The 16,984-nt window shown below is 42.3% G+C and carries 15 protein-coding genes; 8 read left to right on the top strand and 7 right to left on the bottom strand.

Features of this window, described 5'->3' with window-relative positions:
* Window positions 1-35: 35 nt before the first annotated feature.
* The gene (locus AC1DCV_RS33740) at window positions 36-254 is read right to left on the bottom strand and encodes a hypothetical protein (RefSeq protein ID WP_477027304.1); all 219 of its coding nucleotides are present in this window, start codon (window positions 252-254) and stop codon (window positions 36-38) included.
* Between the two features lie 235 nt (window positions 255-489).
* Here AC1DCV_RS33740 and AC1DCV_RS33735 point away from each other — a divergent pair, with 235 nt between their 5' ends.
* Complete coding sequence (locus tag AC1DCV_RS33735) at window positions 490-1,224, top strand: LytR/AlgR family response regulator transcription factor (RefSeq protein ID WP_477027303.1); 735 nt, start codon at window positions 490-492, stop codon at window positions 1,222-1,224.
* A gap of 11 nt (window positions 1,225-1,235) precedes the next feature.
* A complete protein-coding gene (locus AC1DCV_RS33730; protein ID WP_477027302.1) occupies window positions 1,236-3,179 on the top strand; it encodes a tetratricopeptide repeat-containing sensor histidine kinase in 1,944 nt (647 codons plus the stop codon).
* Between the two features lie 20 nt (window positions 3,180-3,199).
* On the opposite strand, the gene AC1DCV_RS33725 is transcribed toward AC1DCV_RS33730, so the two are convergent.
* A complete protein-coding gene (locus tag AC1DCV_RS33725) occupies window positions 3,200-3,415 on the bottom strand; it encodes a hypothetical protein (protein WP_477027301.1) in 216 nt (71 codons plus the stop codon).
* A 583-nt stretch (window positions 3,416-3,998) separates the two neighbouring features.
* Window positions 3,999-5,342, bottom strand: a complete 1,344-nt coding sequence (locus AC1DCV_RS33720) for an MORN repeat-containing protein (protein ID WP_477027300.1) — start codon at window positions 5,340-5,342, stop codon at window positions 3,999-4,001.
* A 324-nt stretch (window positions 5,343-5,666) separates the two neighbouring features.
* Here AC1DCV_RS33720 and AC1DCV_RS33715 point away from each other — a divergent pair, with 324 nt between their 5' ends.
* The 4 genes from AC1DCV_RS33715 to AC1DCV_RS33700 all read left to right on the top strand — a co-directional run bounded on the left by AC1DCV_RS33715 (window position 5,667) and on the right by AC1DCV_RS33700 (window position 9,056).
* Window positions 5,667-6,410, top strand: coding sequence for a hypothetical protein (locus AC1DCV_RS33715; RefSeq protein WP_477027299.1), 744 nt, complete (start codon window positions 5,667-5,669; stop codon window positions 6,408-6,410).
* A gap of 494 nt (window positions 6,411-6,904) precedes the next feature.
* The gene (locus AC1DCV_RS33710) at window positions 6,905-7,321 is read left to right on the top strand and encodes a DUF4345 domain-containing protein (RefSeq protein WP_477027298.1); all 417 of its coding nucleotides are present in this window, start codon (window positions 6,905-6,907) and stop codon (window positions 7,319-7,321) included.
* Window positions 7,322-8,215: 894 nt separating this feature from the next.
* A complete protein-coding gene (locus AC1DCV_RS33705) occupies window positions 8,216-8,599 on the top strand; it encodes a nuclear transport factor 2 family protein (RefSeq protein WP_477027297.1) in 384 nt (127 codons plus the stop codon).
* 244 nt (window positions 8,600-8,843) lie between these two features.
* Window positions 8,844-9,056: a helix-turn-helix transcriptional regulator gene (locus AC1DCV_RS33700; protein ID WP_477027296.1), complete on the top strand. Its 213-nt coding sequence runs from the start codon at window positions 8,844-8,846 to the stop codon at window positions 9,054-9,056.
* A gap of 644 nt (window positions 9,057-9,700) precedes the next feature.
* Here AC1DCV_RS33700 and AC1DCV_RS33695 read toward each other — a convergent pair.
* The 3 genes from AC1DCV_RS33695 to AC1DCV_RS33685 form a co-directional block, all read right to left on the bottom strand.
* The gene (locus tag AC1DCV_RS33695) at window positions 9,701-10,030 is read right to left on the bottom strand and encodes a hypothetical protein (protein WP_477027295.1); all 330 of its coding nucleotides are present in this window, start codon (window positions 10,028-10,030) and stop codon (window positions 9,701-9,703) included.
* Window positions 10,031-10,304: 274 nt separating this feature from the next.
* Window positions 10,305-12,350, bottom strand: a complete 2,046-nt coding sequence (locus AC1DCV_RS33690; RefSeq protein ID WP_477027294.1) for a plastocyanin/azurin family copper-binding protein — start codon at window positions 12,348-12,350, stop codon at window positions 10,305-10,307.
* A gap of 10 nt (window positions 12,351-12,360) precedes the next feature.
* On the bottom strand, window positions 12,361-13,788 hold the full coding sequence (locus AC1DCV_RS33685; RefSeq protein ID WP_477027293.1) for a 3-keto-disaccharide hydrolase: 1,428 nt from the start codon (window positions 13,786-13,788) through the stop codon (window positions 12,361-12,363).
* 467 nt (window positions 13,789-14,255) lie between these two features.
* Between AC1DCV_RS33685 and AC1DCV_RS33680 the strand changes: the two genes are divergently transcribed.
* Entirely contained in the window at window positions 14,256-14,393 is a 138-nt protein-coding gene (locus tag AC1DCV_RS33680) for a hypothetical protein (protein WP_477027292.1), read from the top strand.
* A 516-nt stretch (window positions 14,394-14,909) separates the two neighbouring features.
* Window positions 14,910-16,541 (top strand): alpha-L-fucosidase, encoded by a 1,632-nt coding sequence (locus AC1DCV_RS33675; protein WP_477027291.1) that lies wholly within the window; start codon window positions 14,910-14,912, stop codon window positions 16,539-16,541.
* A gap of 337 nt (window positions 16,542-16,878) precedes the next feature.
* On the opposite strand, the gene AC1DCV_RS33670 is transcribed toward AC1DCV_RS33675, so the two are convergent.
* The coding region (locus AC1DCV_RS33670; RefSeq protein ID WP_477027290.1) for an IS3 family transposase at window positions 16,879-16,984 on the bottom strand (106 nt) is incomplete at its 5' end.

Genomic DNA, 16,984 nt, shown 5'->3' with positions numbered 1-16,984 from the left:
GGCGTTTGACTGCCCTCCGGCAGGCGTGTTATGCGTTAATTATGATCCGTAGACATAAAGTTTACGTCATTGCCTCCGGAATCCACACCCTGCGATCCTTCCAGTGTTCGCCCTTCGAGTGCAGTAATACGAAAATAGGTGATAGTGCCATAGTAGTTACGCACAGTGTAACGATAATCCCCTCCTGATACTTGTGATAATTCATGGTCTTCCAACCCCTGATTAAAAGTTGAGAATTTTTCCAGTGTTTTCATGTGTTTGGATTTGAGTGATTAAATAATAGGGCGCCCTCTACGTAGGCAAGGCGCTTGGTTAACAATTTTTTTTTACATTTGTCTATGTGCTTTTTCTATAGAAATGTTGCACGGTAGTATCATGATATCACGCAAAATAAAAAGTTAGGATCACTACGAAGCAAGATTATAAACATTCGTTGACCTGTTTTATATATTTGTTTTATACAAAAGAAAATATAATGTACCCCCCGTTATGAAAACAATAGTGATTGTTGAAGATGAAGCTAACATCAGGAACGACCTTCTTTTATTGCTCCGGCGATATAAAGATATTGAGATAGCCGGGGCTGCAGATACTGTGCAGAGGGCATTGGGCATGGTACAAAAAAAGGTGCCCGATGTGCTGCTGTTGGATATTCAGCTGGGTGGGCAAACCGCATTTGACCTGTTAAATGAGCTGGAACATCCTTTCCCTCATCTTATTTTTATTACGGGCTACGATCAATATGCTATTAGAGCCATCAAATACGGGGCGCTGGATTATCTTTTAAAGCCGGTGAACGAACAGGAATTAATAGCAGCACTTGCCAAAGCCACTGCTCAGCCCTCATCAAAAGAGATCAGGAAATCTTTACAGGTTGCCCAGGCATCTTTTAAAATGGATCATGTTCCGTCAGAAATTGTTTTACGGACCCAGCAAACCATTGATATCGTTCCATTCAAAGACATCCTGTTTTGTAGTAGCAACGGATGCTATACCACCTTCCATTTACAGAACAGGAAACAGATTGTGGTAAGCAAACCTATGAAAACATATGAAGAGCTACTACCACAAGGCAGCTTCCTGAAACCACATCAGTCCTACCTGGTAAACCGTTCCTTCATTAAAGGCTATCATCGCGATGGCTATCTGCTTTTACACAGCGGTGATCAGGTCCCTGTATCCGTAAGAAAAAGAGAACAGGTGATGAGCCATTTTAACAGATAAAAACTACGTCCATGTCAAATAACCCAACCCCATTCATGAAACATCTGCCAGGAATAATATTATGCGGTCTGTGCTTACTGTTGCATACAGCCTGCCACCAAACCCCTGCCGGGCCTTCAGATAAGCAGCTCAAAGCAAAAGAAGACAGCTTTAACACTTATTCCAACAACCGCTTCAATATATTCCTCGCCAACCAGGACATTGAAAAGGCCAGGCTGTTTATGGACAGCATCACACCAGTGATGGAAAGCTTCGGGACCCTTCGCATGCAGGTACAAGCTTTGGCGACAAAGGGTTCCTTCTACAAAGCTTCCGGTAATCTCGACAGTGCCCTGTATTTTTACAACAAAGCGCTGGAACTGGCGTCAAAGAAAGATACCAGCAGAAAACTGATCATATCCGCAACTTTTGGCATAGGGGAAGTTTACCAGAGAAGGAAAAACTATACAGAAGCCCTCAGCCGGATCAGAGCCGCTTATGAGTTCCGTCGCGAACATGATACTATCAACCTGGGTTATACAACTTATCGCCTGGCAGACCTGTACGGCGAAATGGGAGAAGGAGAACTGCAAAAAAAGTATCTCCTGGAAGCATTCGAACAAACACATGACCCCAGGTTAAAACGGGTACTGGCCAATAATCTGAAAAATTACTACACCTACAGAGGCAACAATGACTCTGCGCTATACTACGTTGATAAATACATCATGCCGGATACAAGCCTCTATCATCCTATGTATACCGCCGGCAAATATGAGATGAGGAGTACCCTCCTGCGGCAACAAGGCAAATATGAAGAGGCCCTCAAAAATATCTTCACCGCTATGGACATACAGCGGCAGGCGAAAAGGTTTCCTCCTGTAACCTATTATAATGTAGCGAACATCTATATAGAGATGAAGGATTATCCCAGGGCGCTGCTATATATCGATAGCTGCATAGATATCCTGAACGCAAAGAAACAGGATACTACATTGTCTACTTCCAACGATATCGCAACATCTGCCTGGGAACAAAAAGCCGGTATCCATTACATGCTGGGGCAATATAAAAAGTCCAGCGAAGCATATTACGAATCGCTCGGTTTTCTGAAATCCTATACCGATTCTGCTTACGCTGAACGGGTAAGAGAACTCGAAGATCAATACGGCTTAAAAGCAAGGGATGCCAAAATATCAAACCTGGCGGCCATCAATATGAGCACCAAAAAGATCAACCGCCTTCAGGGCATTATCATCGCAGGGTTCATTGCGTTTGCCCTGTTGTCGGTTATTCTGCTGGTACTGTTCTATAAGCGCCGGCAACTCAGGGAGAAGCTCAGGCAGGCTGAAATGGAACAAAAACTGCTTCGCAGCCAAATGGAACCCCACTTTATCTTCAATACCCTGGCCGTATTACAGTCCATGATACGCAATAAAGAAACAGAAAGATCACTCAGCTACCTCTCTTCCTTTGCCAACCTGCTCAGGGCCAGCCTGGAACACTCACAGGCAGCCTTTGTAGCACTGGAACATGAAGTGGAGGCACTTACCAATTACCTGAACCTCCAGGCGCTCCGGTTTAAAAACAGCTTTGACTACTCCCTGGCACACCCCGATGATATGGATGACATCTTCATTCCTCCCATGCTATTACAACCGTTTGTGGAAAACGCCATCCAACACGGCGTACAGGAACTCAACTATAAAGGGAAAATATCTGTTGAAATCAGGAGAGAAGCCGGTATGCTCCATTGCATCATTGAAGACAACGGAAAAGGCGTACAGCAAAACAAGCCGTTCACCCAAGGCAGCAAGCCATCACTATCCACTCACATCAACAGGAAACGTCTTGAAATGCTCAGCAGGCAAACAGGTAAGCGTTTCAAACTGGAAATAACGGACAAGGCATCGATAAATGGAGGTAAGGGAACGATCGTAAATATCTATTTCCCTTACCTCGAAGAAATTCGCTGAAATAACAAACGCCGGACCACTTACATCGTGCAGCCATCAGGCGTTGTAGAGGAATAAGAGTATTTACCATCAATATAGTAATCCTCCGTGATCCAGGTGCCATTGGCGGTAACCTCCGAACTAAACTTGATCATCGTGAACCCCTGGCCACCCTGGGCAACAGTCATTTCTTCCTGGCTCAATTGCGCATTGAACACAGAAAACCTTTCCAGTGTTTTAACATTCTCGTTTCGCATATTATTTTTCCACTCCTGATTTGGTGAAGAAGTGGCTCCTGGTACAAGATTATGTTGATCATCTCTATAAAAGAAAAATAAATAATATCCGTAGCGGTTTTTTAAATATTTGTAGAAAAAGCGCAATCTATTTACGCTTTTCCAATGAGCTATTGCCTACTCTTGTAAAAAGGGCGCCTCTTACAAAACACCCTCTTCCGAATCCGCACACAAGGTTTCCGGATACTATTGCTTACCGGCCCGGATGATATCCAATGTATATTGGATCTCCGGATCTTTGCCAGCACGTATCGCCCGAAGTCAATCCCTGCAAAAGCTGATACTCATTATTAGATGATTTCCGCGACAAATTTGCACCCCGATTTTAGTTGAAACGTGAAATAATTAAAAAATCAAGTTATAAAAATGTAATTGACCAGCGGCACTTTGAATTTTGCAGGCGGATCATAGTCCAATGATTTATACTATTTCCACGCTTCAGGTCTCTCATCAGATTCCCGGGGAAATATAGAAACCCCTCTCATCCAACATTTACACAGTTATACTACCTTATTAATAATCGAAGTAATACCTCGTTCACCTTTTATTTTGCAAGATTTAAAATCCACTTGATACAGTTAATAGGTTCAACAATAGACCAGGAATGTGGATGCCTTTTTCCGTCAACGCTAAAACCTTTTCCTATTGCAGGTATAAATTCAGCTCTTGTATTTCCATTTTGCATGAGAAAATTTGTCATTGCAGAAAGGTTGGCAGCATTCATATCATAATAGTCCCTGCTTTTATTTTTAAGCTGCCAAACGATATCAGGATCGCAATATAATCTCACTGGTACATCAATTAAATATTTTGCATTGCCTCCATCTTCTCTATTTCTTGAAAACTGAGAGCCTTCAGTATATTTATCCGGAAACTCTTCCGGAGAACCACCATAAAGTTTAGTAAAACCGTCTATTAGAAAGCGGTCTTCATTTAAAGCGAGTTTTTTGCTTGCTGATAAATTTGATCCCTCCTTTTCATATTTTATAATAGATTTTTTCGCTCCATTATATAAGTCTACCATATCAACAGGCGGATCAACACCAATCACAGCAAGCGGTTTGATATAAGTAGTGTATTTCCTGTTTCTTGACATTTCTGTGTATTGTAACGCGTTTTCACCTCCAAGAGAAAGCCCGCATAAAATAAATTTATCTTTCGGAGCATTAAACTTCAGTACAAGTTCTTTAAAAACAGCGTCAAAGAATTGCATCACCATTTGATCACTATCCAGGGGCTTATTGTAATTGGCGCTTACAACAATTGGTAAAATATTATTCTTATAGGCTTGCTGTATCAGTTCTTTATTGCAACTAATCACATTTTCAGCAGTTTCACCTGTGGAAGGAAACAGTACTAAAACGGCTTTTATAGTCCTGTCAGGAATAAGCATATAATAGAAAAGCTTATCGCCGCCATTATCATTACCATAAATTTCAGTGCTGTCTTTAATATCCAGATATTGTTTTTTAAGTATTGCTAAATATTTGTCGTCCAGATTTAAAAAATCACCATTTACAAAGTTTCCAATGGTCTTTCCCCCATTACTGTAATATGCAGCGCCTTTTCCATTTAAAGCCCCATCAATAAAACTACCCTCAAAAGTAGCGTAGCCGATAATTTCATATTTACCTTTACCATTGAGTTTGCCATGCTTCATTTGCCCGGTATAGGTAACAACTAATTTATGATTTTGATACCACTGCATCACCCCATTTCCGAAAGCATAGCCATTTTTACAAGCACCGGTCCACATAATACTATCCTTAGGTGAATATTCATCACTCCATATCATACATCCATTTTTCATGTCCTTAACATATTGTCCGGTTTGAGAAAATACACTCACTGAACTTAATAGGATAAGAGATAAAATAATATGCTTCATGTTTTACCTGTTGTTGAAAGAATGTTTCCAGAAATTAAGTATCATCCGCGAGTTTATTAAAAGGTCAAATGAAGTGTAGAATTGCACAACAATTAAAGAACCAGGATGGTTAAAAATAATGGATCAGGTTGAAAACGGGGAAAATATCTTTTTTCAATATGTTCTAAATGCCCATACATTCGCATTTGTCATTGTCAAATCCTCACTGCACTAGCTTTGAATATTACACAATACAGCATACCCTCCCTTTAGATAATCTTCAAGCTGTCCCGGAAACAGGTTCCCCGAATTATCTTATATTTATAGTAATCAAAATAATCTCTCATGGCAAAACAAATGTCCGTCATTTCCTTTACGGGAAAACTCGGCAATCTCATAGGGTATAAGCGCAATGGCAACTACTTCCTGCGCTCCATGCCTCAAAGCGTGCAGCAAACGGCTGCTACCCGTCGCGCATCCCGGCGCTTTGGCATCGCCAGCAGGAAAGGTGCTTTTATCCGTCATGCGCTCTACCCCCACCTGGATATTCACTGTGACGGCGGCCACATCAATCGGCTCAACAAACTACTCATTGCTGCCGGCGATCATCACGCCGCCATCACAGGCTTCCGTTTCAATCAGCATACCGGAGTAGATCGTTTTTTCCCGGTGGCTCCCCGCCTCTTGAGTAACGGAATATTAAATATTCCCGCACAAACCATCGCCGGGTATAAAGACATCGCTGCCCTGGAAGTAAAAGTGATCGCAACGCGCATTGATTTTATATCACGCCAGGTAGTAGGTAGCGAAACGGTTACGCTCATGATAGATACGGATACTACTTTCCAGGAAACCAATGTCTCACTCGATGTACCCGGGCAGGGCTCACTGGTAGTAGTTTTCCAGGTAAGCGCCCTATACAAAGATGGCCCATCGCGCAGCAGACAATATATGGCCGCCGATATTATTGCGGTGGCAGCGCCACAAGTCCCTAAATATGCGCATAAACGTGCTTATCCAAAGCGGACGAAACTGCTTCCCAAACTTACCTATACACACGCATATCCTGCTGTCATTCAACTGGAATAAAGCTAATTTGCCCCGGAGATATTTTGATATATAAACCCTCTATACCTGCTTCCTTTCAATAATCTATCTCTTTCCTCAGCTACAGCCTGGTAGGGAAGCAGCGGTGCTATGGCCGGTTCTCACCTCCATCCTTCTTCTCATTCAATTTCATCGGGATTACACACCCGAACGTCACCCCCGCATCAAGTCCACCTCTACTGCGCTGCTTCTATAGGTACTAAGCAGGTGCTAAGCATAGCCTCGACTGTATCAACATAATGACAATACACTTTTGTAGGTAATCTTAACTATAACGATGGGGGGCTCATTAGCTCAGTCTATTTTATTGACCTTTGATTGTCGTTCAGACGCAATCAATCGGTTGTTAATTATTAACTGAACCATTCTTTTCTTCCATAAAATTAATTGAGGTTTAAGATTTGCACAAAAATCTTGATATGCACAAAGATTTTATTTGTGCAATGCCGCCAAATTTGCGCTATAAAAAGAGCAATATGAATCATTCCCGAACTATCAATGTGTTATCCCGCTTATACCTGTTCCTGTCTGCGGGAAGTTTTTTAATGGTGAGTATAATGGGCTTTTTCAGCCCCCAGGCGGTGATGGACCTTGTACAGGTGAAGTTGCCCAACAGTGATGCTTTCAGTTCTATCAGAGGGGTATATGGCGGCGTAGGGCTCACCATCACCATCATGCTGGTGCGTTGGGCGTTTAAAGATATACAACAGGGCGTAATTTTCCTGTGTTGGCTTTGGGGCTTATATGCGCTGTCGAGGATGATTACCTGGATGGTAGAAGGACCACTGGGGGCTTTTGGTACACAATGGCTGGTCATTGAAAGTGTATTTTTTATGTTGGGCGCATTACTGTGGCTGCGTTTGCGGAAAAGCGGATTTGCCTTCAAGGGCTAATGATAGATTTGTAAGATCCCCGAGGTTGTATCAAAAGTAATTTTGAGCCGTTTTTTATTCAGATACCTATTTCGGTAACACGATGCTCATGTCCATCGAATTACTCTTGATACAACCTCTATAGCCTGAAAATTTCCGCTTAATCTCTATACAGCCTACACAGTATTTAACTTATATACTATTATTATCGGTGTTTGTGGCATTACTGGTTTACAATAGCTCGCTTTCATGTCCTTGTGAGTAGAATTCATCTCCCGCATCTGATGAAATATCCGTATTATCTGGATATTTACAGCTATTGCCCTCTCACTGCTCAAAACACAGTACACCTTGATCGCTAAAACAAAAAGGTGCGTAGCGAAGTTCCCTAAACTCCTCTTAAGAAGATGCAAATTGCGTCCTCTAATTCTCAAACGCTTCTTTGTTCAAATCTTCCATAGTATATTCATAGAATGTAGCATCATTTTCGAAAGAACGATAGGCTACAAAGGGAATTACAACAACATCTCCAACTTTTATTCTCCTGTTAAAAATGGCTTCCGGCCAAAAACACCCCCGCCCAATTCTTTGAATTTCACAATTATTAGTTTGATAAGACCAACCGGTAAAACAGCGTGAGGCTATACCTTTGTATCATCAAAACCATGAATGGGATATCACCGTGCATTCAAAGGAAATGCTATTGATCATTCCGATCCAGGCAGAACATTTACAGAAAGAGCGTTGACAACATCAACAGCGCTGCTGATCGAGTGGGGTAATAGGTACATTGTAATAGTAATTGCGAAAAAGGCAAACAAAAGAGTTTTACAATTGGACAATCCTTCCACTTATGTTGTCATCACCTGGTACCGAATATATATTTAGAAAGTTAAAAAAAAATTGACAACGATTATGAAAACTCTAGCTAGCAAAGTCGGCATGGAAGAGGAAAGGCATCTGATCCTACTTACTCTTAATGATTATCTTCAAGGGCGTCCGGTAAAAGACATCGAAAGGCTCAGGGGGGCGTTTTACTCCGATGCGTACATCAGGACCATCATAGAGGGGAAGTTGGTGCAGTGGACACTGCCGCAATATCTGGACCTGGTTGCCCAGGCAACATTACAGGAATGCCAACCCGAACTCCTTTCATATACCTGGGATGGAGATACTGGGTCTGCCCACGTGCAATTGACTTTTGCGACCTTTCGGTTCATTGATCGGTTTAACCTCATAAAGTTAGACGGGAAATGGTTGATCGTGGATAAGATCTCCTATCGGGAAGAATTACAGTGAGAGGTCATTGAGTAAAAAGTTATCGGTCAGGTAGCATTGAGAAAACAACAGCTAAATAGTTGTGCTATTGACTTAGAAATTTGCTTTGTCTTGGTAAAGATAGTTCCTTCTTTATAAAGTGAAGTAACTCCCAAAAATACCCCCGGATTTTATGGAATAAATTATAGAGTAAAAAAGAAGACCTGCACTTGGTGCAGGTCTTCTTTTGATATATTTGCTTCACACAGATATTATCAAAATAGGGATGGCTGCATACAATAGAATTAAAGCGGTGCTTGCATTAAAGAAAATAAAAAATGATCACCTGGCTGAAGCCATTGGGGTAAGTTCTGGTGCCGTGTCCACCTGGTGCAGAAATTTCAAACAGTCTTCCATTGAAAAACTATATGCTATTGCCCGTTTTCTAAATGTAGAAGCAACAGCCTTATTAAGCCCTATGAAAGAGGTAGACGAATAAATATTCTGTTCGATTTACAATTAACGCGCATCCCCCATCTCAATAAAATATCATGCGCTTTCCCTCTCTCTCCGAACGGCTTTAGCCGGCGGCCTCCTTTAGTCTTTGATCCTGGTGGTTCTCTCCATCTGATCTCCGATTTAATCTTCGCTGCATTTACCTTTTGTGACCACCGGGAACTAAAGGAAAGCGGTTTTTGTGTAGCAAAAACACTGCTTGTTAACGGAGTGAAGATCCATTTTACCTCCGCAACCGGATGGAGAAGCCGGCCGGTTTATCTCCGCATGCAGGCTGCGAAGCTGCCTATATAATAATCTACGCGAACTTGTGGCAAGGCCGCCTGTTCAATCTTCGCAATTGGATAGCTACATGTTCTATCTACTCTCCCATGCGCAGCCCCAAGCGCATTTTGCTGATGAAAAGAAAAACAGAAAACAAAAAAACCTTGTAGAATATGCTTCTACAAGGTTTTAATTACGTAAGAGTATTTCCTTTTACTCTTGATGGTAGCCACCACCGGAGGTTTTAAAATTCCTTTGAAATCAGCTACAAGAGTACGTATTAATAAGACAAATACTTAGTGACACTCGATATTATTTAGGTAAAATGCTAAAAACCAACAGATCTTATTGAATTTCGCTGTCTTATTTTTTTGATGCCAGATGTTTTTTTGTCAACCCAACCAGTCTTTCTATTGTTTCAATTTCCATGGCGTTCAGGTTTTCGTCGAATACCTGTTCCTTGGTTACGATCTGCATTCGGTTTGTAGCAGGCTCGATACACAATATCGTAATTTTGTTGACCCATCCTCCAAATTTTTCATCCAGGAATGTACTCAGTTTAACTGGGAAATTCTTTACCACCGGATTGAGATAGGCGATGCTTTTTTGGATAATACCTTGCCCCGGAATTGTCCGGCTAACTGTATCTTCCAATATTTTATACGCAACATGGCTTATAACTGTATCCTTCACATAATGAAATTTAGTGACCGCACGTGCGCATAAACAAATATTCACCTATCGGACCAAGGCTCTTTTCTTTCCCGCAGTATTTGTCAATATCGTTGTGATTTTCTACAGTAATATTAAACGAGGATGACGCTATCGGTAACGGATAGATGAAATAATACGCCTTCGTTTTAACTTTCACCTTCTTCACAAACCGGCAGTTGCTAAGAAGGCTGTCTCCTGTTGAAGTATACTTCAATAGAGACAGCCTTCCTTCGTTTATTTTTTAAGCGCAGCTTTACGGCGTCACCTTCAATACACCTTTCATTACCATAAAATGACCCGGATAAGTACAGATATACGGATAATCCCCTGGTTTTTCCGGGGCGGTAAAATAGATCACATCTGATGTTTTTGGCTGCAACAATAACGTGTGGAAAAGCACTTTTGAGCTGACAGGAATATAACTGGCCTGTTGCCCGTTCAGTCCCATTTTAGACGCCAGCACTCCTACTTCATTACCGGCTCCCGGAGCGGTGAGTACAAAATTGTGTAGCATGTCATCACTGTTCTGAAAGGTGAGCTTTACCCTGGCGCCAGCTTTCACGCTCAATGCGGTAATACTGAATTGCAAACCTGGTTTGGTAGTAAGGTTGATGGCCGTTACAGCAGTGCCCTTCCAGCTTGCCGGTTGTTTGGTCAGGTGTTTCACATTGCTGACTGCAACAGGAGCAGCGGTGCCGGCACCCGGCATGTGCATATGCATGTGGTTCATTTCCTGGCTAACTTTATTGGCAGCGGTGATCAGCAGGCGCTGACCGTCCGGTATCTGGTTAAGCGTATAGTAACCATAGTTGTGCAATAAGGTGTTGTTATCTTCCGATACAACGCCTTCCGCTCTTATTTCATGGATATATCCTTCTCTAAGACTATCCATTACCAGTCTTACACGCATGTGATCTGGCGACACTTCTATGGCTTTCAATGGGCAATTACCCTGGTTAATAACGGGGCTGCCATAATTGTGATGATATTGATAGGTGAATGTACTTACTTTGTAAGAAGCGGCATCCTTTGCCGTTTTTTCATCAACGGGCCGGGTAAAAGTAATTTCAAATCCATCTGGTTGTGCGGTGACGGTTTTCATTTCAAAAGGAATCTTTTTATTCCATACCAGGCGTTGCAGGCCAAACAGTCCCCCACCGGTAGCGCCCCAGCCGCGGGCGGTCATGCCTACAAACATACTGCCGTCTGTTCCCCAGCACATCCGGAGTATCCCGGAAGAGAAACCTTCTCTGAAAGGGAATACAATCCCCTGGTAAGTGCCTTTTACTTTTTCGAGAAACACGCGCATGATCTTACTCTGTCCCTGGTCGCCAACAAACAGTTGTCCGTTGAAGGGCCCCATGTTTGTATCATTTTCATCACTGAGTATACCGGAAGTGGACACACCGAGGATGCTGTGTGGAAACCATACAGAAGGCGTTTTAAGATGAGGTACCCGTTTCGCTACTTCATATTTCGGTTCATTGGTATCTGGTATATCTTCTTTACGAAGGGAAACAGTAGATCCTGGTAACGTGGACCATACCAGGCTGGCGGGATTACCTAAAAAATCACCTTTCTCTACATGTGTGATACTGCCGGATCCTACCCAATCGCCCTGGTTTTCGGCATAGAACATATCGCCTTTGTCGTTCAGACCAAAGCCTGCCGGCGACCGCATTCCTGCTGCAAACGGTGTTAGCTTCCCATCATCGGATATCTGTACCATCCAGCCATGCCATTTGGAAAGACTTTCACCATGATCTCCCACCCAGGCAAGGTTCAGGTTGACCATCATATTGCCGTTTTTATCCAGCACAGGCCCATAAGCATACTCATGATAGTTGCCTTCTAACGGCCAGCTATATACGGTTTCGTATACGTCTGCTTCGCCATCACCGTCTTCATCGTGCAGGCGTGTCAGTTCACTGCGTTGCGTGAGATAAAGATCTCCTTTGATATAGTTCAGGCCCAGTGCTTCATGCAGCCCCTGTGCAAACAGGCGGTAATGTGGCAGCTGACCATTTTTTCCGTAGGGGTTGGTGATGATCCATACTTCGCCCTGACGGGTAGATACCGCTAATGCGTCGTTGGGAAGCAATGCCATACCACCCACTTCCAGGGCAATGTTTTGAGGTATAGGTACCGTAGTGATGGTATAGAAGTCTTCCTCTTTTTGCGATTTCACGGAATCCTTTTTTTGCTGTGCCGTTGCTATCGTTATCCCCGACATACCAATGGCGCAGCATAGCCAGTATTTTAGCGGGAATGATATATTTTTCTGAAAAAAAGTGTTCATGTAAAAAGAATTACCAGATGATGGAATAAGTAACGGGATCTTTAGAACCGGAAACGGGAACAAGTATTTCCTGTTGATTGCCCGACTGCCTGATGAGCGGTTTAAAACGTTTATCTATGCGGATATAATATGATTTTCCGTCAATAGCATATAGTCCGTCTTCCAGGGCATCAATACGCGGCGCCGCCGCCACTCTGCAGAAAAGGCCTTCCGGCGCACTGATCACAGTAATATCCCTGACCAGCGAGGTACCATCTGGATTTGCGGCTACCTTGTCTGTTACAGAGGTGCCGTTTATGACATAATTGAATGTAGGATTACGGGCTTTATCCAATACATAACCTTTGTTTTGCAGGTCATCAAAAGATACAGCAGCAGGCCAGGGTGTGTTTACATCCGCTAACACCGCCAACGAAGGAGCGCCTGATAATTTCGTCACACTTCCCAATGGAACGGCGAGTTGCGGCTCACCTCTGTCGTGCCACATTTCCGTTACATCCAGGAAATTCCCTCTCCACATTTCCAGCAAGGCGCCTTGTTTCAGGTCATACGCATAGTTTACCTGCGAAGGATAGCCCACCGAAATGATATGCGTGCGTTTTTTTCCTTCGTAGTTAAAGAAGCTCCTGAGTAGATATGGCCGGCTTTGCGGGGTGATGATGATTGGGTTATCGAAACGGCGCTGTTGTCCGTTGCCGGCCACCAGCGCGTTCAACGGACGATAACGGATATTACGGAAGGCAATGTTGCCATGGTCTCCCTGCAACATTAAAGGCCCGGTTATTTTCTCATCTTCAAACATAGCCGAACGGGTAGGCCCTGTTACGGTAGCCTGTTGTTGTACCAGGGAGCCGTTCAGGTATACTGCCTCAAACCGTGCGTCAGCGATTTTTTCACCTGCCTGGTTGAACCGGGGCGCTCGGAATTTCACAGACAGGTGTTGCCATAATCCCGGCGCTTTGGACGCATTCATTAACGGGGCAATACCCTCGTATCCTTTTTGTTGCGCTTCGTTAAAGCGTTGATAAATACCTCCACAATCCGCAAAGGAAGGTGTTGTCTTTGTCCAGCTGTCGAACAACTGCACTTCATATCTTCCTTGCAGGTATACCCCTGAATTGGCATCTTTTGCCATCATAAAGTCAAGTTCCAGTTCAATATCCCCCCACTCTTCCTTTGTTACCAACTGACTGTTATTATTCTTGCCTGTAATGTTCACGGCCACACCTTCCCCCGAAGCCGGCTTCATGTCACCCGGTTTGGTCAGGTCTGTACTGGCATCGCCCGCGATATGCCAGTTGCCTCCGGGATCCCTGAAGGATTGCCAGTTGTTTAAGGGAACGGACACCCAGTTATTGCTGACCATTTGGGCGTTGCTGTCCGATGACCAGGCAGTAACAGCCAGTATACAAATGGCCCATTTTCTAAAACTGCTCATAGCTATTGTTAAAATGTGAATGATAATATGTGTTATGAAGACATGTAATAAACGTGGATTGCCAGACAAGATACAAATCAAACGATATTTTAGATAGCCTGTATGCTACTATTTTCAGCATTTTCCTTTTGTTCACAACGCAATTATCCCTCCCGGCCGGGTATCACGTGCATCCAGCTTATTAAGCCACAAAGTAGATACCTTCAGCAAAAAAAAGTACATCGAAATTATCAACTCCCTATGCTATTTTCGCAGGAGTATGAAAAGCTGATAGCAACAAGAAAAACAAGTCAACCGAAAAAGACTCCGGATTGTTGGCTATTACAAACTACAAACAAGCGATAAAGCCTGGTACAGTTCAGGAAATTTACTCCGCGCAAATTCCCTGAACTCACGCACCGCATGAAAAAGCATGTTAATCGAAATCAAAAGAAGCAAGGTATCCGCCAGATGCTGTAACCGCCTGTATGCATTCTGTTGAAGGGATATGTAAAAAAGAAGGAGGCCATCTCAAATACCACACGATCCTTGGGATAGAAGTAGGTGGAGACCTTATTACCCTGGGTATCGTAGGTGTAACTTCTCATAAAGCCATCGGCAGATAAACGTTGTTCCTGTTCAAAGAGAGCAGGAACTCGTCTTTAGCGAATACACATTCTTCAAAATGTTCCGCGATCGTTTCCAATGCCTGCTGGCTCACCGTAATATTTGGTGTTAGTTTCTATAAAGTATAGCATTTAAGACCAGTGACGGTTAGCACAATTTAATAATTATATTGCTAACCTCAACGCTCACTTTTCTACCCTTACTTATCCTTTCACAACTTTACCACTAAAAAAAACTTGTAGAATAAGCTTCTACAAGTTTTTAATTACGTGAAATTATTGTAATGCTATGAGGTAGTTTCATCTTTGTGTTGTTGTGTAAGCAAAAAAGCATCACCATTAGGCAATATCGAACAAACTTTAGCGGTTTAAAATTATTTAATTTGAGGATCGATTTACGATTGGTTAGTAATCCGAGACACTGCTACAGATTTAGTGGTGACCGGAGGACTGCCAGCTTTGCCTTCCATCTTCTATAAAACCAGCACGACGCACACACATTGAACATCAAACAAAATGATAAATAAACCATTCCAAATTTTTCACTCCATAAAATTCAAATGTGCATTGTATTTGAGTTTGACAATTTTATGCTCAATCCCTTCTTCCTATGCTCAGGAAAAAGAAAAGTCCTGGGAAGAATTGAAACAAAACTATGAGTTTCCTGCATGGTACACAGAAGCCCGTTTTGGGATTTGGCTGCATTGGGGAGGACAGTCTCAACCCGATAATGGCGGCGGCTGGTATGCTCGTCATATGTATATGCAGGATGTGGGTGGTGAAACCTTCGGAAAAGATGCTTATCCTAATCAATTAAGACAATATGGGCATCCATCCAAATTCGGTTACAAAGAAGTGCTTCAATCCTGGAAGGCTGAAAAGCTAGATCCTGATGCTTTGATGAAATATTTCAAAGAAATGGGTGCTAAATATTTTATGATTTTGGCCGTTCATCATGATCATTTTGACAATTTCAATTCGACCTATCAAAAATGGAATTCTGTAAATGTTGGTCCTAAACGGGACATTGTAGGAGACTTTAGAAAATCGGCACGAAAATACAAGATACCCTTTGGCGTAAGTTCACACGATGACCGCTATTTGAATTGGTGGCTTCCAGCCTTTGGTTCGGATAAATCCGGACCATTGAAAGGGGTTCTCTATGATGGAAATCTGACTAAAGAAGATGGGAAAGGTTTATGGTGGGAGGGGCTTGATCCAGCCGACTTATATGGACTACCACCTGCCAAAAGAACGCCTGAATGGATTGCAAACATGAAAAAAACATGGGTATTGCGCCATAAAGAATTAGTCACAAAATACGATGTGGATATGATTTGGTACGATGGTTATGGTTTTCCATATGGTGAACCAGGAAAAGAGGTTTGCCGTACTTTATTTGAAAACAGCTTAAAGAAAAACGGTAAAATTATGGCCGTTGCAGCAGGTAAAATTTCTGATGATGATGCCATTGTAAAGGATATTGAATGCGGGACCTCAAACGAAATCAATCCAAAACCCTGGCAAGGTATTATTACAACCAGTAGCGGATGGTTCTATAAAAAGGATCGGGAAATGGTTCACAATGCCCAAACAATTATCGAAATGATGGCAGATGTGAATAGTAAAAATGGGAATTTATTGCTCAATGTAGAGCTTTTGCCTAATGGAAGCCTTTCGGCCGATGAAAAAGCAATTCTTGACGAAGTTGGAGCTTGGGTTAATAAAAACAGTGCTGCAATTTATGCAAGTAAACCATGGAAAGTGTATGGAGATAATCTAAATTCTGTTTTAAAACGCGCCACTAATATTGCCAATGCCGATTTGGAAGCATTGAAAAAGCAAGCAGAGTCTGAACAGTTTAATCAGCGAACCATTAAAAGTCCAGCATATGGAAATGACGAGGTTAGATTTACAACTAAAGGTGACATTTTGTATGCTTTTGTGTTGAACCCAACCGAAGGTGAGATCGCACTTCCAACATTAGGTTTCAAATCAAAACAGTGTCCAAAGAAGATCAGGTCAATAAAAATGATGGATGGGAAAAAAGTAACATTCCAGCAAACAGACGAAAATTTGACGTTCCTGGTTCCTGCTCAACGCCCTTCAAAATATGCTGCTGTTTTTGAAATAAAAGGAGCACTGTAGAATGACTTCATACAACGTACATTTTCCTATGCAAAATGGAGCGTGGCGTACCATAAAGTTCTCCAATACAGAGAGCACCCGGCTTTTATAAGCGGCGGCTCTGGATACCAAATGACAAAATTTAAGCAAGCATATACAATATGCTTTTTTCTGCAGCATCAATTATGATTCTATGCCTTTTTTAAATCTTAAATTTGTATTGACAAGGCAACCCGCGTAAAACTAAGTAACACGAAACAGCGCAATCGCACTTTGATAGACTAACAAATAGACCAAAACAACAAAGCCCGCGCTAATGTAGTGCACCCAAAAGTTTGGACAAAAAATGATTACTAATTTAAGCGGCTTTAGTTCGGTATTGTACTGGACTAAAGCCGTTTAGTTTTAATTTGATTCTGTCGTTATTGTAATAATAGATATATTTAATAATATCTCTTTTTAAA

The organism is Chitinophaga sp. 10T418 (assembly GCF_056394125.1).
This window is presented reverse-complemented; position numbering and strand designations above follow the sequence as displayed.